The sequence below is a fragment of the Pseudochrobactrum sp. B5 genome, from assembly GCF_001939785.1.
GTDB classification, from domain to species: Bacteria; Pseudomonadota; Alphaproteobacteria; order Rhizobiales; family Rhizobiaceae; genus Pseudochrobactrum; species Pseudochrobactrum saccharolyticum.
The window spans coordinates 1-22,952 of record NZ_MOYL01000014.1; the positions used below are offsets into that span (position 1 = coordinate 1).

At 50.0% G+C, this 22,952-nt stretch carries 20 protein-coding genes; 7 read left to right on the forward strand and 13 right to left on the reverse strand.

The window, feature by feature from the left end; translation table 11 throughout:
* A partial coding sequence (locus BKD14_RS19485; protein ID WP_210215539.1) for a hypothetical protein occupies positions 1 to 323 on the forward strand: 323 nt, incomplete at its 5' end.
* Here BKD14_RS19485 and BKD14_RS18600 read toward each other — a convergent pair.
* The 8 genes from BKD14_RS18600 to BKD14_RS18635 form a co-directional block, all read right to left on the reverse strand.
* Entirely contained in the window at positions 286 to 1,605 is a 1,320-nt protein-coding gene (locus BKD14_RS18600) for an amidase (RefSeq protein ID WP_245293688.1), read from the reverse strand. The two genes, BKD14_RS19485 and BKD14_RS18600, sit on opposite strands and share 38 nt — an antisense overlap.
* An 85-nt stretch (positions 1,606 to 1,690) precedes the next feature.
* Positions 1,691 to 2,662, reverse strand: a complete 972-nt coding sequence (locus BKD14_RS18605) for an ATP-binding cassette domain-containing protein (protein ID WP_075657611.1) — start codon at positions 2,660 to 2,662, stop codon at positions 1,691 to 1,693.
* A complete protein-coding gene (locus BKD14_RS18610; RefSeq protein WP_022709141.1) occupies positions 2,655 to 3,671 on the reverse strand; it encodes an ABC transporter ATP-binding protein in 1,017 nt (338 codons plus the stop codon). The genes BKD14_RS18605 and BKD14_RS18610 overlap by 8 nt, the downstream gene beginning before the upstream one ends.
* Positions 3,668 to 4,489, reverse strand: coding sequence for an ABC transporter permease (locus BKD14_RS18615; protein WP_022709140.1), 822 nt, complete (start codon positions 4,487 to 4,489; stop codon positions 3,668 to 3,670). The genes BKD14_RS18610 and BKD14_RS18615 overlap by 4 nt, the downstream gene beginning before the upstream one ends.
* Before the next feature lie 4 nt (positions 4,490 to 4,493).
* Complete coding sequence (locus BKD14_RS18620; RefSeq protein WP_022709139.1) at positions 4,494 to 5,429, reverse strand: ABC transporter permease; 936 nt, start codon at positions 5,427 to 5,429, stop codon at positions 4,494 to 4,496.
* Positions 5,430 to 5,695: 266 nt separating this feature from the next.
* Entirely contained in the window at positions 5,696 to 7,294 is a 1,599-nt protein-coding gene (locus tag BKD14_RS18625; RefSeq protein WP_083647302.1) for an ABC transporter substrate-binding protein, read from the reverse strand.
* Between the two features lie 136 nt (positions 7,295 to 7,430).
* Positions 7,431 to 9,062, reverse strand: coding sequence for an amidohydrolase (locus BKD14_RS18630; protein ID WP_075657613.1), 1,632 nt, complete (start codon positions 9,060 to 9,062; stop codon positions 7,431 to 7,433).
* Positions 9,063 to 9,425: 363 nt separating this feature from the next.
* Entirely contained in the window at positions 9,426 to 10,577 is a 1,152-nt protein-coding gene (locus BKD14_RS18635; protein WP_022709135.1) for a M20 aminoacylase family protein, read from the reverse strand.
* A gap of 316 nt (positions 10,578 to 10,893) precedes the next feature.
* Between BKD14_RS18635 and BKD14_RS18640 the strand changes: the two genes are divergently transcribed.
* From BKD14_RS18640 to ada, 3 genes are all read left to right on the forward strand, one after another.
* Positions 10,894 to 12,363, forward strand: coding sequence for a patatin-like phospholipase family protein (locus tag BKD14_RS18640; protein ID WP_139316485.1), 1,470 nt, complete (start codon positions 10,894 to 10,896; stop codon positions 12,361 to 12,363).
* A gap of 260 nt (positions 12,364 to 12,623) precedes the next feature.
* Positions 12,624 to 13,274, forward strand: coding sequence for a DNA oxidative demethylase AlkB (alkB, locus tag BKD14_RS18645; protein WP_075657615.1), 651 nt, complete (start codon positions 12,624 to 12,626; stop codon positions 13,272 to 13,274).
* 179 nt (positions 13,275 to 13,453) lie between these two features.
* A complete protein-coding gene (gene ada, locus BKD14_RS18650; RefSeq protein WP_139316486.1) occupies positions 13,454 to 14,524 on the forward strand; it encodes a bifunctional DNA-binding transcriptional regulator/O6-methylguanine-DNA methyltransferase Ada in 1,071 nt (356 codons plus the stop codon).
* Between the two features lie 174 nt (positions 14,525 to 14,698).
* On the opposite strand, the gene BKD14_RS18655 is transcribed toward ada, so the two are convergent.
* The 3 genes from BKD14_RS18655 to BKD14_RS18665 form a co-directional block, all read right to left on the reverse strand.
* The gene (locus tag BKD14_RS18655; RefSeq protein WP_022709131.1) at positions 14,699 to 15,148 is read right to left on the reverse strand and encodes a DUF411 domain-containing protein; all 450 of its coding nucleotides are present in this window, start codon (positions 15,146 to 15,148) and stop codon (positions 14,699 to 14,701) included.
* A gap of 37 nt (positions 15,149 to 15,185) precedes the next feature.
* Positions 15,186 to 16,379, reverse strand: coding sequence for a calcium:proton antiporter (locus tag BKD14_RS18660; protein WP_245293689.1), 1,194 nt, complete (start codon positions 16,377 to 16,379; stop codon positions 15,186 to 15,188).
* 201 nt (positions 16,380 to 16,580) lie between these two features.
* Complete coding sequence (locus BKD14_RS18665; protein WP_075657617.1) at positions 16,581 to 17,108, reverse strand: ClbS/DfsB family four-helix bundle protein; 528 nt, start codon at positions 17,106 to 17,108, stop codon at positions 16,581 to 16,583.
* Between the two features lie 332 nt (positions 17,109 to 17,440).
* Here BKD14_RS18665 and BKD14_RS18670 point away from each other — a divergent pair, with 332 nt between their 5' ends.
* Positions 17,441 to 18,100 carry a hypothetical protein gene (locus tag BKD14_RS18670; protein ID WP_075657618.1) on the forward strand — a complete coding sequence of 220 codons (660 nt, stop codon included), beginning with the start codon at positions 17,441 to 17,443 and terminating at the stop codon, positions 18,098 to 18,100.
* A 167-nt stretch (positions 18,101 to 18,267) separates the two neighbouring features.
* Positions 18,268 to 18,660: a hypothetical protein gene (locus BKD14_RS18675; RefSeq protein WP_075657619.1), complete on the forward strand. Its 393-nt coding sequence runs from the start codon at positions 18,268 to 18,270 to the stop codon at positions 18,658 to 18,660.
* Between the two features lie 457 nt (positions 18,661 to 19,117).
* Here the strand turns inward: BKD14_RS18675 and BKD14_RS18680 are convergent, their stop codons facing one another.
* Entirely contained in the window at positions 19,118 to 19,780 is a 663-nt protein-coding gene (locus tag BKD14_RS18680; RefSeq protein WP_245293690.1) for a response regulator transcription factor, read from the reverse strand.
* A 492-nt stretch (positions 19,781 to 20,272) separates the two neighbouring features.
* Between BKD14_RS18680 and BKD14_RS18685 the strand changes: the two genes are divergently transcribed.
* Entirely contained in the window at positions 20,273 to 21,040 is a 768-nt protein-coding gene (locus BKD14_RS18685; protein WP_075657620.1) for a Crp/Fnr family transcriptional regulator, read from the forward strand.
* A 76-nt stretch (positions 21,041 to 21,116) separates the two neighbouring features.
* Here the strand turns inward: BKD14_RS18685 and BKD14_RS18690 are convergent, their stop codons facing one another.
* Positions 21,117 to 22,400 carry a solute carrier family 23 protein gene (locus tag BKD14_RS18690; protein WP_075657621.1) on the reverse strand — a complete coding sequence of 428 codons (1,284 nt, stop codon included), beginning with the start codon at positions 22,398 to 22,400 and terminating at the stop codon, positions 21,117 to 21,119.
* Positions 22,401 to 22,952 lie beyond the last annotated feature (552 nt).

Sequence of the window (22,952 nt, forward strand, 5' to 3'; positions counted from 1 at the left end):
CGCCAAAACACCTTTTATGGAATTTTTATAACAAAAATCGAAAAACAGCGCCCATCACCCCGCTTTATCCCCTCACCACACCGCTCCAACACCCAAAACCTCCCCAAATCACCCCAAGAACCCAGCCAAATATATCAAATCACAGCACCAAACCCTTGTTTCGACTCGTAAATTCAGAATCAAAACGCCTGAAGGATGAGAATCGGGGGAACAAACCTGCAAAAAACAAACGCCGCCAAGATTTATTGGCGGCGTTTTTGTCATTTATGATTCCCGTGAAACATTTTATGCGCTCAGCAAAGCTTCCACAGCTGCACCAATAGCCAGAATTTTACGATCAGAACCATTACGGCCAACCAGCATCAGACCTGCCGGACGCTCCGGCATTGGCATAGGAATGGAAAGCGCAGTCATCGCGAACTGGTTCACAATCTGCGTATTGCGCAGATACAGAGTTTCAAACCGGTCATATTCCGGTTCATCATTTTCTACCTGAGTAATCGGCACTGCTTTGACAGGTGTCGTCGGCAATACCACAACATCAAATGCGGCCATCATCTCATCCGCTTGTTTGACCAGTTCTCCGCGGAATGCCAGCAATGCCTCATATTCCGAAGCCGGAATTTTTAAACGGTCACGCAGTGGCACGCTGACACGCTCATCTACCGGCATCGATAAATCATTGAGCCACTCTTTATGTATATGTGCCGCCTCAATGCCGGTGAGTGATCCTTTGTTCGGGCCTGTGCGCAGTGTATTAATAAGAGTGTCAAAGCTGCACTCTGTAAATACCGCACCGGCAGCCTCCAGTTTTTTCAACACGGACTGATAGGCCGCAGCTACGTCCTCTTCCATATCCTGCAGCACAATGCCCTGCGGAATACCGACTTTGAGACCTGCGAGTTCGATCTTTTCTAAAGGCCGCGGCGCTTCACCGGCCATAATCGCATCAGCATCCGCACAAGCCACAACAGTCTTGGCCAAAGGCCCGACGGAATCGAGGGTCGGCGACAACGGAAACGCGCCTTCCAGCGAAACGCGCCCATGGGTCGGTTTAAAGCCGACAACACCGTTCAATGCCGCCGGAATACGAACCGATCCGCCAGTATCTGAACCGATTGCAATATCACATGTGCCTTCACCCGCGCTGACAGCTGCACCAGACGAGGAGCCGCCGGTCACCAGACTTGCATCATAAGCATTGCCCGGCACCGGATAATGCGGATTAAGCCCCGTTGCAGTGAAGGCAAACTCCGTCATATGTGTTTTGCCGATGATAATCGCACCGGCTTTACGCAGGCGCTCGACGATCACCGCATCTTTTGTCGCCGGCTTTGCTGTTTTACGAATGATTGAACCGGCAAGATTAGGTTCTCCCGCCACATCGAACAGGTCTTTGATCGAGACAATCTTGCCATCCAGCGGGCCAAGACTCTCCCCTCTTGCTGCTCTCTGGTCTGCGGCATCGGCTTCAGCGAGCGCTGTATCCGGATAGAGTTTGACATAAACCGCTTCCGTAGCCTTGCGATCTTCAAGACGTTTTAAAATTGCATCCAGTTTTTGGCGTGCTGACAATTCCCTGCCCTCATCATTGTGTTCAGTCACCATCTCTCAGAATAAAAGGCCACGAGCCGTAACCGGTTCATGACCTTTTCTCTCTTTATAATATATTATGCATCAATATCCGTCATTATCGCTGAGCGATAAACCGGACTTTATGCGTGTCGGCAACAGGCAAAAGCTCTGTTACCGGCGGCACGGTATAAACATCATGTTTGCCGAATTCCCGCGGATAATAATCATAGCCTGCAGGCGGTGGCGGAGCCTCATCCATACCGCTGCGTTCTTCACCGCGAACAATTGCAAACGGATCAGGAATCGCGCCCATCAATCGCCGTGTATAAGGATGTGTCGGATTGGCAAACACATCCTGCCACGGACCTTGTTCCACCACCTGACCGAAATACATTACCGCAACGCGGTCACTCATATGCTCAACCACACTCAGATCATGGCTGATCATTATATATGAGAGTTGCAGTTCATCCTTCAGTTCCAGCAACAGATTGATGATCTGTGCGCGGATCGATACGTCCAGCGCGGAAACCGGCTCATCCAGCACCACAACTTTCGGATTGAGAACCAGCGCGCGGGCAATACCGATACGCTGTCGCTGACCACCGGAAAATTCATGCGGCAGGCGTTTGGCATGCTCTGGCTTCAGACCGACAAGTTTCATCGTGTTCTCAACACGGTCATTGAGTTCCGATTTTGTCGTCACACCCTGCAGACGCAAAGGCGCTGCAAGCGAGGTATAAATCGTCTGGCGCGGATTGAGCGATGCATAAGGATCCTGAAAAACCATCTGCGCCATCTGTGCCCGCTCAAGACGGCTTGGCCCTTTTTCACCGGTAATCGGTTTGCCTTCAAAATAGATCGTACCCGAAGTCGGTTTTTGCAGGCCGAGAATTGACAGCGCCAAAGTGGATTTGCCGCAGCCGGATTCCCCCACAATGGAAAGACATTCACCTTTATTCAGATCAAGACTGAAATTATTGACCGCGCGCACGGCTTGTTTTGACTTACGAAACAAGCCGGCAGCCACCGGAAAATGAACATTGAGATTTTCAATACGCAACAGCGGCGTGTTTTTCTCACTCATGATGATAACACCTTACGAAACCGCGTTTGGCTTCCGTATCCCCGTTCTGAATGCTTGCATTCTGTTCCAGCTCGGTTTGCGGCGGTACTTTTGTCAGGCAAATATCAGTCGCCCGTGTACAACGCGGCTGAAACCGGCAGCCTTTCGGAAAAGCCGAAATAGAAGGTACAACACCTTCAATCTCCTGAAGCTTTTTACGTTCATCCGGTTTCCGCTGCCCCAAAACGGGCAGTGAGCTCAAAAGCCCGTGCGTATAAGGATGCGCCGGATGCCCGAACAAGTCCGCTACATTCTGCTCTTCAACCAGATGACCGGCATACATCACACCGACGCGCTTGCACATTTTCGCAATCACGCCGAGATCATGGCTGATCATCAGCACGGATGTTCCGCGCGATGAGCACAATTCCTGCATCAGTTTCAGAATTTCCGCCTGAACCGTCACATCAAGCGCGGTCGTCGGTTCATCCGCAATCAGCAGATCAGGATTGCAGGCCAGCGCGATGGCAATCATCACACGCTGACGCATACCGCCGGACATCTGGTGCGGATAGTTTTTCACACGGCTTTCCGGTGCAGGCACATGCACTTGCGCCAAGGCCTCAATCGCCTTCTTCTCCGCTTCATGCCATGTTGCGCCCTGATGGAGCACAAACATTTCAGCAATCTGCCGTCCCACTGTTGCCAGAGGGTTCAGTGCAGTCATCGGCTCCTGAAAAATCATCGCAATCCGGCTGCCGCGCAATTTACGCATATCGCGATTGCTCAGCTTACGCAGATCCTGTCCTTTAAACAGGATCTCACCGGAACTCACTTCCAGAGGACGGTTCAAAAGCCCCATAATGGAAAGCGAAGTGATGGATTTTCCGCAACCGGATTCCCCCACCAGACCAAAGGTTTCACCGGCACCGATCGAGAATGAAACATTCTCAACCACGTTAAACCGCGTTTCACCGGAGACCATATCAATATGCAGGTTCTTCAGTTCTAATAATGGTGTATCGCTCATGATTTGCGGCTCCTCATATGCGGATCCAGCACATCGCGTAAGCCGTCACCAAACAGATTAAGCCCCAGAACTGTCAGGAAGATTGCAAGCCCCGGGAAAATAGCCGCCCATGGCGCAATGGCAATCAGCTCACGCGCGTCGGTCAGCATACTGCCCCAGCTCGGGAATGGCGGACGAATGCCCAGACCGAGATAGGAAAGTGCCGCTTCTGCCAGAATAGCATCACCCATGCCGAGTGTACCGATAACCAGAATTGGGCCAATCATATTCGGCAATATCTGGGTGATCATAATGCGGATATCACTATAGCCCAGCGTCTTTGCGGCCTGAACATAGCCCTGCTTCTTCAAAGACAATGCGGATGAGCGGGCAATACGGCAGGTCCATGACCAGTTGGTCAGACCCAGCGCAATCAGCAGGCTACCAAGACCAGGCCCGAGGATCGCCATAATTGCCAGTGCAAAAATCAGCGACGGGATCGACAGCATCAGATTGGTCAGACCGCAGACAAAATCATCCCAGCGGCCACCGAAATAACCAGCGGAAATGCCCAAAGTCAGACCAATGATCGTGTTGATGATCTGCGAGACAATACCCACAGTCAGCGAAATGCGTGCCCCGTAAAGCACACGGCTGAACACATCACGCCCCTGTGCGTCGGTGCCGAACCAGAAATCACCGTCCGGCGGCAGCTCCGCATTAATCAGGTCAGCATCCAGCACCGGATCATAATGTGCCAGCAAAGGAGCGAAAATACCGGCGGCCAGAATAACCACACACAGCACTCCGCCGAATAACAGATTGAAACGTAATCTCATGGCGCTACTCGTGGCTGATGCGCGGATCAATTACCGCATAAAGAATATCGACAACCGTATTGATGATCAGGAACCACAATACGATCATGAGGATAGCACCCTGCACCACCGGAATATCGCGCATTGATACGCTGTCAACGAGCAGTGAGCCGAGCCCCGGCCATGAGAATAATTTCTCGATAACAACGGCTGCGCCCATCAGCGAACCAAATTGCAGACCGACAGTGGTGATAATCAGAACCAGCGCGTTACGCACCAGATGCCACGTAACCAGACGATATGCATTCATACCTTTGGAACGGGCTGTACGGATGAAATCCGCGCCCATCACTTCCAGCACTGCAGCACGGGTTGTGCGCGCCAACAAGGCCAGTGGTGCCACGCTCAAGGTTACCGCCGGCAATATAAGATTACGAATACCGCCGTCGCCATAACCGAAACTCGGCAACCAGCCCAAAGTCAGTGCAAAGAAATACATCAGCAGCAGACCAAGCCAGAACTGCGGCAGCGACAGGCCGGAAACCGCCCCAATCATCGTGAAAGTATCTAATATACTGCCCGGTTTCAGCGCCGCGATAAAGCCGAGCGGCACACCAATCAGCACCGCAAGCATCATAGCGGCAATAGCCAGCTTCATCGTCGGCCACATACGCTCCATCAGCACCTGTGTCACAGGCTGGCGTGTGCGGAATGATTTACCTAAATCAAATTGCACCAGACTGACAATATATGTCCCGAACCGCTCATAAACCGGTTTGTCGAGGCCGAATTCCTTATTCATCTGCTCGACAACTTTGGGATCATTGCGTCCCTTACCGTCAGCAATCTGGCTGGATGTAAAACTGCCCGGAATAACACTGAAAATGACGAAGATAAGAAGAGATACCGCCAGAATGGTCGGTATCATCTGCAATACTCGCCTGATAACAAATCGAAGCAACCTGCGTGCCCCTTCCTACAGCATATCGTGAAAAATCCGGAAACATATCCGCAGGATAGCCTGTTCACCCGACTGATTTTTCCTGCATCCGCTCCGTACCGATATGCGACGAAACAAAAACCGAGAGCATTTTGGACAATAAAACCCGCGCGACAGGCTCAATCCGGTCACGTGCGGTCAAAAACACAATGCTCTGAAGACTGAAATTGGACCGGAGAGCAGAAATCCGCTCTCCGGCACGCCCCCCGCCTCAAACGGGCATGGGCTTAACGACCGCTCGGAACGCTGTCGTCCACCCAAAGCTCTTCATAGGCCTGAATTGCAAGCTCGGCAGAGTTTGGCTGCAGGCCATGCAACCATGGCTGATAGGCAATAACGGCCTTGTTATAGTTGAAGAACCAGTATGGTGCTTCATCCTGCAGGATATTATTGGCCTGACGCAGCAGATCGTTGCGCTCATCCTCAGAGGTTGTTTTCTGAGCGGCCTCATATAACTTGTCAAATTCAGCATTGTTGAATTTTGTGTAGTTACAGGAGGACTGCGGTGTCTTGGAATAGAAGCACTGCAGCGCTGTCAGAGGATCCGGACCGCTTTCCAGCGACCACATAAAGGACTGGAAATTACCGCTTGGCACATCTTCCGAAAGCACAGCGGATTCAACCGGCTTGGCTTTCAGCTTGATGCCGACTTTATCCAGCATAGGAATAATCGCTTCTGCAATTGTCAGACCCCAGCTTTCATTCTGCGTTGCGGTCAGCTCGAATTCAAAACCGTCCGGATAACCGGCTTCAGCCAGCAGGGCTTTCGCTTTTTCCGGATCATAAGGATATGGCTTGGCATCCTTGTCGAAAGCAGGCGACGACAATGGCAGCCAGCTGACAGCACGATAGGCTTTATCTTTAGCCAGACGCTTGATGATCAGATCAGAATCGATCGCATAATTGATCGCCTGACGAACACGCTTGTCCTGAAAAGGCTTCACATCTGTATTGAAGCCCATAACACGGGTGTAAACTTCCGCTACTTCCAGAATGTTCTTCGACAATTCCGGATCAGCTTTATAGGTCACATATTGTGCAGGCCCGAGAACCGAAACATCAATTTCCTTATTACGGAAAGCAACATCGCGGGCTGCGGCTTCACCCATCAGCATAATGTTGATCTTATCGGCATAAGGCTTGTCTTTAAGGTAGAATTTTTCCCATTTTTCAACGGTCAGACGCGAACCCGGCACATATTCAGCAAATTTGTAAGGTCCGAGACCCACAGGACGGCTCTTGAAGCTGTCTTTATCGGCTTCGCCATCCGGATAAATCACTGTGCTCGGCTGCATGAAAATAAAGCCCGGTGCAAGTGCTTCATTCAGTGTGATTTCAAGTGTGAAATCATCGATTTTCTTCAGGCCTTCGATTTCCTGAGATTTGCCATCGGAATAGGCATCAGCACCCTTAATATTGCTGATATAGCGCGCAGCCGGATAGGCTTTGCCCGGTGTCATCGCACGCTTATAGCTGTAGATGATGTCATCAGCAGTCATCTGCTTGTCATTATGGAAGAATGCATCCTGACGCAGTTTGAAAGTATAGGTCAGACGATCCTCCGAAGCCGTCACTTCCGTTGCCAGATCAAGCTGCGGCTTGTTGGCTGTGCCATCCCATGAATAAAGGCGGCGATGCAGCGCTTTGGTCGGGAACTCGTCCTGCGTTGCAGTGGTTGCCTGATTGTCCAGCGTACCGAAGCTTGAACCGTAAGGCGCAACGAAATTAATCGTGCCGCCTTTGCGCGGTTCTTGAGCGGAAGCATTCATGGCCACGCCGGCCAGCAAAGATGCCGCCATTGTTGAGATTAAGGCTAAGCGTTTCATCATTGAGAATATCCCCTCCTCAGAATTTATTTTTATTCCGGCTGCGGTCTCCTAATCCCGCAGCCTTATTCTCTGCTTTTGCCGCGTATCTTGTCCGAAAACCGCTTCACAATTTTCGGGATACGCTGCCGCTGTTTCAGCGTGCAAACACAATCTCACCGCCGCGCAATGTCATAATGCACTGCGTATCGCTGAGAATTTCCTCCGGTGTCGCTTCCAGCATATTGCGTGAGAACACGGCAATATCCGCGACCTGACCGGCAACCAGCTTACCTTTCACAGTCTCCATCTTCTGTGAAAATGCACCATATTCGGTGTAAACCTGCAAAGCTTCCTCGATGGAAACACGCTGGTTTTCATCCATTACAGTGCCTTTCCACGTCTTGCGGGTCAACATCGTGTAAAGATTTGGAAACGGATTCGGATGACAGACCGGGCTGTCGCTGCCGGTCGCCGGTTTGAAACCAAGATCGCGCCATGTCTTCAGCGGATAGCTCGGACGGGCACGTTCATCTCCCAGAACCGAAATATAAGCATCGCCGAAATCATAGATGAAAACCTGCTGCGGGCACGGATAAATACCGGCTTTGAGCATACGCTGATGCTGTTCATCACTGGAGAAACCGCAATGTTCAATACGGTGGCGACGATCCGGATCAGGATAAGCAGCCAGCGCTTTTTCATAGGCGGTAATCAGCTGTTCAATCGCCATATCGCCGATCGCATGGCAAGCCAGCTGGTAACCTTTGGCGTGAGCATCCATCACCATGGCCTGCAAATCTTCATCACTGAGAATCTGCACACCAATATTGTCCACATCATCGCCGTGATATGGCACGGACATCCATGCGGTTTTGCCCCCCGCAGAACCGTCAAGGAAGAGTTTGACCGCACCGATGGTCAGCATATCGTCGCCGACACCGGAAACCAGACCGCTTTCATAGCATTGCGGCACCACTGACTTGCCCGGATCACCAAGCAGAACCAGCCATGTACGCACCGGCAGACGGTTGTCACGCTTGGCAATATTATAAGCGCGGATTTCTTTATAACCGGCAATCTGACCGACCGCCGCATCCATGCAGGATGTAATACCATAGGAAAGCAGCATATTGCCGCCGTCCTCAATGGCTTCAATAATCTGCTCTTCGCTTGGCTCAGGAATAACAGCACGCACCAGATCCTGCGCATTTTCAGCCAGCATACCGGTCAGAGCGCCGTTTTTCTGTTCAATCAATCCGCCATCCGGCACAGGTGTTGTTTCATCCACACCGGCAAGTTTCAGCGCAAAGGAATTGGCAATCGCCACATGACCGCAGGCGCGGGTCAGCAGAACCGGATGTTCGGGGGCCGCCTGATCCAGCTCGGATTTATGCGGATGACGGCCAATATCCAGCTTGGTCTGGTCATAGCCGCGCGCCAGAATCCATTCGCCTTTCGGCAATGTTGCCGCTTTTGCACGGATCGCTTCCTGCAAATCAGCCAGTGTCGGCAAGACAGCAGGTGTTGCATCAATCCGCTTCAGAGACAAACCAGTGGAAATCAGATGCAGATGCGCGTCGTTCAGACCCGGTGTGGCGAATGCGCCTTTGAGGTCAACAAGCTCTGTAGCCTCCCCCTGAAACTGCAGAATATCCTGAGACTTGCCGCCGGCCAGTACCTTGCCCTGCCAGATGGCCAGTGCCTCAACAGTACCTTCTTCATAACCGCACCAGATGGTACCATTGTGCAAAATTTTATCGGCAATAATCATCCCGCTCGCGGACATGATGTGCCCTCCCCTTCATGCTGCTGCAGGCATTCGTCGCTTTGTTCCCGCGCATTCTGCTCTGCAGTATTGTCACTGTTTCCCGCCATGCCGGTTCGCCTTACCCTTCCTTGCAAGGTATAAAGCTCCGGCATTTTCCATCTTTGAGTGAAGCCTTTCATTATACGAAATGAAAAGCAAGCTGCGCATTTGTTAAAATTAGATGTTATTTTTACGTCATTTTGCGCAATAAAACTTCGTTTCGACGATTTTTAGGATTTACAGACGACCATATGCACAGCCTTCATGAGGCTATGCATAAATTCGATAGATATATCACCCTGGTGATCTGCAACATTGCGGGCAGATTCGCCCGCTTTATGTCTATACGAGACTGGATTTTGCCATCTGATGGAAGAAAGAGGCTCCGCGCTCCAATATCTCATCATTAAAATTGTAGCGGCTGGTATGCAACCCGCTGCTGTCACCATTGCCAAGGAAAATATAGGCTCCCGGCACGGCTTCCAGCAAGAAGGAGAAATCCTCACTGCCCATCATCGGCACATCCAGCTCTTCGAAAGCATCCTCGCCAAAGCTGGCAACCGCCACATCCCGCGCCAGTTCATAGGCTTGTTTGTTGTTGATGGTTGCCGGATAGCCCACAGCCCAGTCAAGCTGTACTTCCGCCTGATAGCTTTTCGCCTGAAAACGGGCAATTTCATCCACGCGATCACGCAATGCTACCCGTACAGACGGATCCATTGCCCGCATCGACAGTTCTAGCACAGCAGTATCCGGAATAATATTGCAGGCAGAACCGGACTGGAAAGAGCCAACGGTGAGCACCGCAGGCTGATGCGGAGAAATATTACGGGAAACCAGCGTCTGCAAAGCCATCACAATACTGGATGCAACCACAACCGGATCAACGGTCAGCTCCGGCATGGCACCATGACCGCCGCTGCCTTTAACAGTCAGCGTCAGTACATCAATCGATGCAGCCATCGCACCGGCTTTGGCTGAAAATACGCCTGTCGCCAGCCCTGGCATATTATGAATCGCGAAAACCTGCTCACAAGGGAAGCGCTCAAACAAACCGTCTTCGATCATCATTTTGCCACCGCCGAAATTCTCTTCCGCCGGCTGGAAAATCATATGAACCGCACCGTTAAAATCCTGATCCTGCGACAGCGCATAGGCTGCTCCCAGCAGCATCGCTGTGTGGCCGTCATGGCCGCAGGCATGCATCACACCTTCATGCTGGCTTGCATAAGGCAGGCCGGTTTCTTCCAAAATCGGCAAAGCGTCAAAATCTGCGCGAAAACCGATTGAGCGGTTGCTGTCGCCGCGCTTCAGCGATCCGACAACGCCCGTCTGTCCCAGACCGCGCGTTACCTCAAAGCCCCATTTTGTCAGATGCTGCGCAATGAATTCCGATGTTTTAAATTCAGATAATCCGATTTCCGGCATCGCATGCAGCTGATGCCTTATCTTAATCAGCTCCGGCAAAAAGCTGCTGAAATCAAATTTTCCCATAGCCCACTCCCATTATGCCCCAATGCAAATCACCTGCAAACCAGCGCGTCCATACCGGTTACGAATTCCGCAGCACCCGATCAATGCACAGCCATATTTGCAGGATCAGTATTTCTTATACTATTCGATGGACGATTTGCACGAACATAAGCACCACCTATAATTGTTTTTCTTTGTTTTATCTTTCCGCCATTTGAATTTCACTTGCCGGAAACAAACCGCTCTCTTAAAAGTGCTGGATATGCAATAAAACAGGCATCTTACAGGCTGCGGTTGCTGTCTGTTTCAGCCCATGGCCAATAAAACGGAGCAGAATGTGCGTTTATCAATCAGTCTGATTTCTGCTGCGCTATTTGCTCTGTCCGCCTGCGCGTCCAAAGATGTCGGCCCGATCAACAGCCATGAGTCGGATATTCAAAGCAAAAGAACCGACTATATCGCCGATCACGGCAATGACGGATCAACCGTTGTAGCGCTGGCCTTTTCAGGCGGCGGAACGCGCTCTGCCGCTTTTGCCTATGGTGTATTGCAGGCGCTGGATGAAACGGTCATTGATGAATATCCCTATAAGCGGCGGCTGATTGATAATGTCAGGCTGGTTTCCGGTGCTTCCGGCGGTGCAGTTGCTGCCGCCTATTACGGCATGACCGGCCCTGAACAGTATCGCGACTTTCGGGAGAAATTTCTGTACCGCAATGCAGAGGAAGGCCTGCGTACCTCATTGCTGCATCCCGAAAATGTCGTACGCACCATCGGCGGCGGTCTGAATGACCGGAACGGATTTGCCCAATGGCTGAACGACAATCTGTTTCATGGTAAAACCTTTGCAGCCCTCAGACGCAGTGATGCACCGACCGTGTGGATTACCGCATCCGATATTTATAACCGCACGCCGTTCCACTTTACCGATGATACATTTGAAGCTTTGTGCAGCGATCTCGATAAAGTCTATCTTGCCGATGCAGTGAGTGCCTCGGCTGCAGTTCCCGTGGTGTTCTCTCCGGTGGTTATCTCCGCCATGCACAAGAAGTGTAACTATCAGCCGCCACAATGGCTACAGGAGACACTCACCAATCCGGATGTTTCACTGCGTCTCAATGCCTATGCACGCAGCCTCTATGCTTATCGCAATGATCCGAAGCAACGCTATATCAAGCTGCTGGATGGCGCATTGACCGATAATATCGGTGTCACCCCATTCGCGCTGGCACGAGCAGGCGCAAAAAATCCTTACGGCCCGCTGTCTCCGGCAGAGGCGGTCAAATTGCGCAAGCTGATTTTCATTGTTGCGGATGCCGGAACTGAGGGTGAAGAACCATGGGCAACAAATGTAAACGGCCCGATATTGACCGAGGTCGCCGCTGCCACAGTCTATACAGCAATCTCGGCCTCTGTGCGTGAGGGTTTTGATGCTCTGAAACTGGCCACCAATCAATGGCAGCAAGATCTCATTCAGTATCGCTGCTCACTGCCTTCAGCCAAGGTCAAAGAATATCGCGGTACTTTGCAGGGCTGGAATTGCAGGGATTTATCCCTGATTGTGGAAGCCGTCAGTTTCCGTGATCTGGATAGCGCCACGCAAGCCCGTCTCAACAAAATTCCGACCCGTTTCAGCCTGCCGAAACAACAGGTTGATCTGGCCATCGCTTCCGGTCGTCAGGCGATTTTGCAGCACGAAAAAATTCAGAATGCGGTTCTGGATATTCAGAAATTCGCTCAGGTGAAGCGCTCAGAACAGGTTGCGCCGGTTAAACGCGCCTCTGCCGCACTTCCTATTTTTCATTAGAGCGCCGTGTGCCAGACTTAGAGCGGTTTACGTTCATGTTGGATCGCAATGTCCGCTCTAGATTTCTTAGTTTGTCGCATTATCCCGACGTCAAGTTGATCCAGCTTGACTGTGAAATGCTCAAGCACACAAAACTCGCTCGAGCACTTTAAGATCAGAGCATAATTTTACCTTCAACTGACCCAAGTTTTAAAATTATGCTCTAAGACTACAGTCGTTTATACTCATATTTCGTGCCCTTTTCTGATCCGGTTATGATGATGCAAGATCTTTTTTCAGGACTGACCTCCGCGCAACCAGAGCAGGAAAACCTTGCTGAAGGCGCTGTATTGTTACGCGGATTTGCTCTGTCAGCGGAACAGGATCTGCTCTCAAGCCTGTCTGCCATCACCGAACAGGCTCCGTTCCGGCACTTGATTACGCCCGGCGGCTTTACCATGTCTGTTGCTATGAGCAATTGCGGACCACTCGGCTGGGTCAGTGATCGCAGTGGTTATCGCTACAGTCCTGTTGATCCGCAGACAGGCCGGAACTGGCCGCAGATGCCGGAGAGTTTTCTGCAGCTTGCCCAAAAAGCAGCGGCCAAAGCCGGTTATGCTGATTTTATGCCCGATGCCTGCCTCATCAACCGCTATGAGCCAAAGACCAAACTCTCTTTGCATCAGGATAAAGATGAGAAAAGTCCTGACCATCCGATTGTCTCAGTATCGCTGGGTCTGCCTGCCACCTTTCAGTTCGGCGGCTTGAAAAGGACAGATCCGGTGCTCAAATATGCATTGCAGCACGGCGATGTTGTGGTATGGGGCGGCGTATCACGCCTTTATTATCATGGTATTACGCCACTGAAAGACGGAGATCATCCGCTGCTTGGCCGTTACCGCATCAATCTGACCTTCAGAAAAGCGGCTTAGAGCGGGTTACGTATAATCTGATGCGCTATACTCGCCCTTTCGCTTTATTTTAACGCATGTCTGTATCCCAAAACCGGCACTCACTTTTGGGATACATGCTCAAATTTGAAAATAAGATTTGCAGTGCAACAGTAAAATTCACGCGATAACCTGTGATCCATTCAAAGAAAGGTAAGATCGTGAACAAGCACGCCCGCATAGACAAACTCCTTGATGATCCGCGCTGGCAGGCCGTGCTGGATCGCAAAACTGATGCCGACGGCACATTTGTTTATGCCATCAGCACAACAGGTATTTATTGCAGGCCGACTTGCCCTTCCCGCAGACCAAAACCTGAGCATACGCAGATTTTCGACCACCCCCGTCAGGCTGAAACAGCAGGCTACCGGCCATGTCTGCGCTGTCTGCCTCAGCGTCAGGAAACATTGCTGCAACAGCAGAACCGGATTGTCGAAGAAGCTTGCCGCCTGATCCGCGACAATGAAACCGCACCGGATCTCAGCAGCCTCGCCGCCCATGCCGGTTTCAGCACATCGCATTTTCACAAGCTGTTTAAGCAGGTTACCGGCATCACACCGAAAAATTATGCCCAGTCACTGCGGATGCAAAGGCTTGAACATGAACTTAAAAACAATAAAACCTCTGTGACAGAGGCGATTTACAATTCCGGTTATAATGAAAGCAGCAATTTCTATGCCTCAAAAAACAGGCTTTCCGGTATGACCGCATCTGCCTATAAAAAAGGAGGCGCAGACATCATGCTTCAATATGCAATTGCCCCCTGCTCCCTTGGTAAAATACTGGTTGCCGCAACGTCAAAAGGCATCAGCTCGATTTTGCTCGGTGATAATGCTGACGACTTGCTGGATGATCTGAAGAAACGCTTCCCGAAAGCTGAAATCTCACAGGGTGGCAGTGATTTTGAAACGACACTGAAGACCTGTCTGGAATTTATCGATCAGCCGCAGCCGCAATTTTCCTTGCCGCTGGATATTCACGGCACGGTCTTTCAGCAAAAAATCTGGCAGATTTTGCGTCAGATTCCACCGGGACAAACCGTCAGCTATGCGGAACTCGCCAGTCTTGCCGGCATGCCTAAAGCTGCGCGTGCAGTTGCCGGTGCCTGTGCGGCCAATCCGGTTGCCGTTGTCGTTCCCTGCCACCGTGTTGTACGCAATGACGGCGGTCTTTCCGGCTATCGCTGGGGTGTGGAGCGCAAACGCACATTGCTCAGCAAAGAGAAAAGCTAGAGCATTTCACAGTCAAATTGAATCAATTTGACGACTGTGACAATGCGGCAAACTAAAAAATCCAGAGCGAGCGCTATGATCCGATCTGAACGCAAACCGCTCTAGGCACAAGGCTAATCCGGCCTTGAGAAGAATGACTGTAACAGCCCTGCAGCTGTTACAGTCATTGCGCTATTAATGCTGTGCGAAAACAGAGCGCTCCGTCTTTGAAAAACGGATAACCTGATAAGGCTCACTCATACCGCCCTGTTCCATTCCCGGAGAGCCGACAGGCATACCCGGTGCGGCAAGACCGGCTTTTTCACCGCCTTCAGCAAGAAGTTTCTCAATATCCTGCGCAGGCACATGACCTTCAATAACATGGCCATCAATAATAGCTGTGTGGCAGGACTGAAGATCATCCGTAACACCGTATTTGGCTTTGATCGGGCTCAGATCTTCAATATTATGCTCTTTAATCTCAAAGCCCGCCGCTTTCATGTGGTCGCCCCATGCACCGCAGCATCCGCAATAAGGTGATTTATACAATTCAACCACTTTACTATTCTGGGCAGATGCTCCGGAGACAAACCCGCTCAGCATCAGGGCAAACATACCGGCACCGGCCACTTGCATAAGCTTCATTTTACAAAATCCTTCTTTGAACGGGTTATGTCATATTTTACGAACTGAACAGCAACACGCTGAAAACAGCAAACAGTGCCAGATGCAAAATCCCCTGAACCGGAGAGGTTTTCTGCCCGATAAAGCTGAAAGCCGTGAGCGCAATTGTCAGCAGAAACAAAATTGTTTCAACGCCGGAAATACCCATTGTCACGGTTTTATTCATCACCAGACCGATAATCAGCACCGCCGGTACAGTCAGCCCCACAGTCGAGACAAAAGCACCGAGACACAAATTAATCGCGCGCTGCATTTCATTATTCAGCGCCGCTTTCACAGCTGTAATCGACTCCGGTGTAAACACAATGATTGCAATCAATACGCCACCAAGGGCTACAGGCGCATTGACCGCCTCAATACCGTAATCAATCAGAATAGCCAGATCATGAGCCAGCAAAACAATCGGCAGGATCATCGCGATCAGAATAACCGAGCGGATAAGGATTGCCCGTTTATCCAAAGCTGCCGGTGCCTCATCGTCTTGGGCAAGCATTTGCGCTTCACTCGCCAGTACGGTCATATCGCCTGATTTTGGCTGAATAAACAAGCGGCTGTAACCGCCGATCTGCATCCATAGAAACAGGCCATAGACTGCTATCGTAATGGCAGAAAATGCTACGGCCTGCACAAAGTTGAACTCACCGGCACCGGAAACATAATTTGGCAGCACCAGAGCAAGTCCGGTCAGAACGGTAATCAGCGACAAGTAAGTGACTGCGCCCTGCGCATTATATTCCTGCTCACGATAGCGCAAACCGCCTGCAAGCAAACAAAGGCCGGTCACAAGATTAAGAATAATCATCATGACGGAAAAAATAGCGTCACGACCGATTGTCGGAAATTCACCCGGCCCGAGCAGAACCGATGCGATCAGAATAACTTCAATAGAGACAATCGACAGCGTGAGAATAAGCGTGCCGTAAGGTTCACCCAACTGATGCGCCAGATGATCCGCCTCTCCTACAACACCAAAAGATGCCATGATGATTGTTGCAAACAGCGCAAGAAAACACAGAACTGCAATTGTACTATCAAACGGCTCGCTCAGCCATTGTTTGCCCCAAATGGCAAAAACAGCAACCACAAGCCATGCAATCAGAAGGCGGATAATTGTCAGCGGCGGGAAAAGTGACCGCAGCGATGCAACCTTAGTAACGGCTGGCATAGCGGCTGGTTCAGATCGTTGTTTCATATGGGCCTGCTCTCCATCTGTTCGAGCGCATCTGAAAAACAATTTCAGAACAATGCGCGTCATTCAAAAGGGCAGAATGCGGCTCGGAACACTGGGTTCTGATACACTCTGCACCGGATAGAGGGGCCGTCCCCGTATGATGCAATGGCAGGTCGTCCTGCACTGTGGCTATATAATGATAGCCGTCGGTTTTCGCAACCTTTACATCGCCTGCGATTTGTCAGCCGGAACTGTCTTCAGCCATTTGCGCAAGCGCCCGCAGGCATTTTTATAGGGCGATGAAGTGTTGAACTGTATCATACGCCCCATCGTCCATTTGTCGTACCAGCCGGCACCATAAAGTGCTTCATCTGATCGCTCTGAAATCTGCTGAATGATTGTTTCTTTAGCGGCCTGCAAACGCAACAACAGCGCTTCATAAGTCAGAGCATCATAATCCCTGTAAAATTTCTGAGCCAGTCTGCCCAACTCATTCCATTTAAACCCTGTCTCCGGAAAATCGATCGGCTCACCGGTACGGTCCTTCTCCAGCCATTTAATCACGAGTTCATTCCAGCCGGTGAGATAAGCCAGCAAATCCTTCACACTCATTTGCGTGTCTTTGGCATGACCATCGAGGCTTTTCTCTGTGATCCTGTCGGCCGGAACCTTTCGGACAAGCCGCATCAGACTGTCAAAATTTACAGTAACAGCGTCGGTCAACTCGTCTTTTGTCTGCGGAATCGCCATGGAATTTCACCTGAATTCTGCTGATCCGCTCATGCAGCAGCAGTTTTAAACCACCTGCAGATACGTAACTTTGCGTAAATCTTACGTTCTACAAAAACAGAAATACAGTTCCGGTTTAGAGAAACCATAGACAATAGGGATAATAAATTTACAGGCAGGTAAAGAAAGCCCATCAATATTATTATTCCGATTAATCAATTTTCCAGCATTTCAAAGCCCGAAACATACTTACAATCAGTTTCAGCAAAGCAAATCCGCTTTGTCAGCATATGTCATCAAACAATCAAGCCACACAAAGCCGGGCGTTCTCGCGCCCCGGAAAGGAGTTAGCTATGGCTAAACTGGGTATCCTATTGTGCGCTGGTATTATCAGTATTACTGGCGGTAACGCATTGGCGCAGTCCTTTACAATGGACAATAATGCCAATTCCAACTCTCAGTCAGGGGCAACGGCGATTGCCATTGGCAGTTCCAACACCTCCCCAAACAGGATCAGAACGACTGTTCCTGCGATCTCTCCGGGGTTGGTAGCTGCAGGTGTTCATTCCTGCGCGGGCTCAGCCAGTGCCGGTATCGGTGCAACCGGCTGGGGTTTTGGTATCGGTTCGACCTATGAAATGAAGGAATGTAACCGTCGTGCCTATGCGTCAGCTCTGGCAGGTCTCGGGCACAGAAGCGCTGCCCTTGATCTGGTCTGCCTCAACAAAGAGGTTCGCGCCTCATTGAATGCGACAGGTATTGTCTGCCCTTCTCAGGGGGTGGCTGCACGGCAGGTCTCATACCGCACCACGCCGACAGCCGTAGCATCCGCTTCAGTTGCCCCCGCTCCGCGCGTACAGAGAGCCTCTGCTCCCGCCCCCGTCGGCAACAAACGGACTTACTCTGCGAAAGCCCTTGGTCTTTCCAGCAGTGATCTGGAAGCCAAAGGCTGCACACTGCGCAATGACGCGCAAAGAGGTCGCGCCTGGTTTTGCCCGCGTCCTGTGATGTGAGCAGACAAACAGAGCATGAAAATCAACCACATGACAAAGATTTTGCCATTCGTGGATATAGCCTTTTGCCCATGGCCAAGCCTTCTGAGCGGCCATGGGCAGCGGGATATATCGTCGGATATATCTGGCAAACGGGAGATTTGCCATAACAGTTGGAGGATATAAAAATGAAAAGACTTCTTGCTTTTGCAGCAGTCTCAGCGCTGGCTCTCGCCGGAGCACTGCCTGCTTCCGCACAAACAGTTGAATGGGGCGGCGGCTTCGCCGGTCAGACTATGGGTAACTCCGCAGTCAGCGGCGGCGGCTTCTTAGGAGCCGGTTCCACAGCTCAGGGCTATGGCACAACCAATGGCTGGGCCACCACAACCGGTATCGGCGGCGGCGTCGTTGTACCTGGCTTTGGTATCGGTGCTTCCGGATCTCTTTACAGCTCTGGTATTTCCGGTCAGTCAGGTGCCGTTGCAAACTCGAGCACAGGGTTTCTCGGTGGATCGTCCGCAGCCAGCGCAACCGGTGGTGCAATGGGCTCAGCCTCAGGCTTTGTCAGCATCAATCCCTGACTATCGCTGGATAATGTATTTTCTTGATGCCAGCGGTAATAGCAATCGCAGGCAGCCTGAAACTTACTCTTCGCCCCCAAAGAGTAAAATAACGGGAAGTTTCTACTTCTTCCGTTTCGAAAAGAATGAGAGTCCGAATCAATAGGATACCCGCTCTCATTCTGTAGGAGTGGACAACATCCACTCCTACACAATTTCTAGAGCATGTCTCCCAAAAGCGGGAACCGGTTTTTGAATAAAGACATGAGCAAAAACAAAAAATTAGAGCTGTTTTACCGATTCAAGATGAACCGGAACCGCTCTAAGATTCAGCCGGCACAAGCGGGTCAGCCGGTTAAAATAAACGATGAAATGATTTGGGATATTAAACGACCGGAACTTGAAAATTATTTGAGCGCAAAGAAATCCTCACACCTTGCAATGCGCTCAAATAATCTTCTCAATTCCGGAGAATGTATTAAAATACATTTTGATATAAATTGTTCAATTTATAGGCGACTTCTGTCCGGTTTGTAGCACCGAATTTCTTCATAATATTATGCATATGAACTTTGACAGTCGCCTCACTCATACTCAGTTCATAGGCAATCACTTTATTTGCTTTTCCCTGTCGCAACAGCTGAATCACCTGAATCTCACGGGCAGTAAACAACCCGCTTAACTCATGGGTGTCTGTCTTTTTGGGCTGTGCTTTTCCGGTAATGCTGGTTGCCGGTATAAATGTCCCTCCGGCCATGGCCAGATGAACCGCTTCAACACAAACACGGATACCAACAGAAGTCGGAATATAACCGCGGGCTCCAAGCTCTATGGCACAGACGACCTGATCCCAGTCTTCACATTCAGACAGCAATATGAGCGGCACGGGATCCCATTCCGCTTTGATGTTTTTAATCTCTCCGGAAAGCTCCGGATCCGTTACTTTTCTGGTGCCGATATGCAGCAATAAAACAGCTGCACTCAAACCGGCAGATTCAGCGTCGCTATGCTCCAATGTTTCGTAACAAACAATTGGCAGCCTCAAACCTGTATTAAGTAATCCATTATACAGACATTCGCGATCAAGATTATTTTTGCAGATGAGAACAAGACGTTTTTCCAGATTTTTCTCTGCGATCATCATCTTATACTCCCCTGCACCTTCGGAAGCTGCCCTGTATTGCATCCCCCCACTCCTCCCTACTCTACTTTATAAACATTCATCTTATACTTGATGTTTTTAGTCATAATAAGCGCGCAACCAGCTTCGCACCATCTGCGTTGCTTAAACAAAACTAATGCGGATGGTTTGAATTATTGCTTTTATAGGATAAGCTTGTCCTTAACCTAAGTTAGCAAAAATAAATTTTATAAATATGCGTGCCGAAATTTAATTACACAAATAGGGGTAACAACTACATCTTTTGATCTAGTGCGTTTCCGGCAAAACAAAAACCGGCTGTGTAATGGATCGTATATAAAAACAAATAAACAGAGCATTTCCAAAGTGTAAGTCTAATTCCGGCAATGTTCGTATGCGCATCCCGAAGCCCGCAAAACGGTTTCGGAACAAAACCCATATATGAACGCCCTGATTTCGGCGTTTTCAGTTTAGTAAGAGCGGGGGAGGAGGATGCATAATAAATCACAAAATGCCAATGGCGTTACAAACGCTCTGTCAGAGCTTCTCACAGCACCGCCCATTGCAGCCGACTTCGGAACAACTGAGCTTCAGGCCATCTCCGGCTTGCAGGTTGAAGAGCGCCATTTTCAAACCGACCAGACTATAATCAATCAGGGTGAGCGTATCCGCAGTATCCATCTGGTGCAAAGCGGATGGGGCTGTGTCCATCGCGATCTGTCCAACGGGGAAAGGCAGGTACTGGATTTTCCGATGCGCAGTGATTTTGTCGGTTTAAGAACCGCTGCAGGCCGCAGTTATAACACTGTCGCCGCCATTACCCCGATGACCGTTTTCGAAATCCCGCTGAACTCCCTCGCCCACGCTATCAATAGCGCTCCAAAACTCAGTTTTGTGCTCATTGAGCTTTTTGCACGACAACGATCTATGCTGATCGAGCATATTACGAATATCGGTTGCCGTAGCGCTCTGGTGAGAACCGCACATTTATTGCTGGAGCTGGGAGACAGAGCGAAAGCCTGCGGCATGGGTGAAGACACGGGTTTCTACTGTCCTATCACGCAATATCAGCTTGCAGATGCGTTGGGACTAAGCCCGATTCATATGAACCGTATGTTGCGGGAACTACGGGAAGAAGGCCTTCTGATTTTCAAAAATGGCAGGGTCGAATATTTAAATCGCAAAGGTCTGGTCTATCTCGCTGAATATGACGGCGAGTTTATGAATATGTCCGTTTTCGACCGTGCAACACTACATTAAAGACCAAAATAGTGTCTTTACTACCAATACAAAAAACACTGGCCGGAACCTTTCCGGCCAGTGTTTTGCTTTATCATTAAGCCGTCTCGCGACGACCAATGCCAAGAAGCTGGTATAAAACCAATGCAGCAAGTGTGGAGGTACCGATACCACCCAATGCAAAATCACCGATCGTAACAGTAAAGTCACCTGCACCGAAAATCAGCGCCACACCAACAGTGAAAAGATTACGCGGATCGGCGAAATCAACTTTATTCACAACCCAGATGCGTGCCATTGCAGAAGCAATCAGACCGAAAACCGAGACGGCCAGACCAGCCAGAACCGGAGCCGGAATGGTCTGGAGAATTGCACCGAATTTTGGTGACAGACTCAAAGCCAGAGCAACAACCGCGGCGATAACAAAGACAAGAGTCGAATAAACCTTAGTCATTGCCATAACACCGATGTTTTCTGCATAGGTCGTTACACCTGTGCCACCACCGGAACCGGAAACCATAGTCGCCAGACCATCTGCAAAGAAGCCTCTGCCGATATAGCGATCCATATTCTGACCGGTAATAGAGCCAAGCGCTTTAATATGACCGAGATTTTCTGCAACAAGAACAATAGCAACCGGCGCAATCAATGTAATTGCAGGCCAGCTGAATTCAGGCTTCACAAAATGCGGCAAACCAAACCAAGCAGCTGCTCCGACAGCATCAAAATTAATGCCCGGAACCATACCCAATCCGTTACCAAAAATCAGAACGAGCAGATAGCCGAAAACCAGTGCCAGCAAAACCGCAACACGACGGGTCGCGCGCGGGCCATATGCAGAAATAATCGCCATGCACAGGACTGTCATCAGAGCGATCGTAATATGCGCATGCGTTCCTTTAAGCTGACTGACAGCAACAGGTGCAAGGTTCAGCCCGATAGCAACACCGATTGCACCGGTAACAGCCGGCGGCATCAGCCTTTCAACCCAGCCGGTGCCAACGCCCATGACGATAAGACCAATCAAAGCATAAAGCGCACCGCAGGCAATAATTCCGCCTAAAGCAACGCCAATATTGGCATTAGCACCGCTGCCACCATAGCCTGTCGCAGCAATAACAACGGCGATAAATGCGAAAGAAGAGCCAAGATAGCTTGGTACACGGCCACCGGTGATCAGAAAGAACAATAATGTACCGATACCGGAAAAAAAGACCGCGACATTGGGATCAAAGCCCATAATCAGCGGCGCAACAATCGTGGATCCGGACATTGCAAGAAGATGCTGAATGCCCATCGGGATTGCGGCAGACGTCGGCAATCGTTCATCAGGTAAAACGGTGACGTTATTGGTCAAACGCCAGGTTGGAAAATAAGCCATATTGTCCCCTTACATAATATGCAGATTTTTTCTTTAGCTATTTGTGTCAGAGATATCCACGAGGCGCAGTGTAAAAACCGGTACAAATAGCTAAATTACACTGAAAACATGGATTGCATGCAAAGATACGGCACTGCTGTCTGGCCCATCATTTTCTTAAAGATAGTTCTTTCTTAGATTGAGCGTCAGCCATGTTAACTTGAACGAGTAATTAAAGTTAATAAGTATATTTGGTCATCAACATATAATTCACAGCATAAATCGCTCTTGTCATTATATTTACTTCATCGAAATGCAGTTCTTACAATACAAACTGTAATTACAAACATATGACGCGGCTTTGATATCAACCAGCTAACAGGCAATCGGGATCAATCAAAATCAGCAAGGCAAACAATGATAAGAATGTTTCCCCGCCGTGATCAGAGTTGCACGACTTCAGCTGTGAACAATATACGATGAAACGACCTAGAGCTGTTCGACCATTACTATAAGCACAGTAATGCTAAGGAAGATTACATATTGTCTAGATGGCGAGGCTTTGGTCTCCCC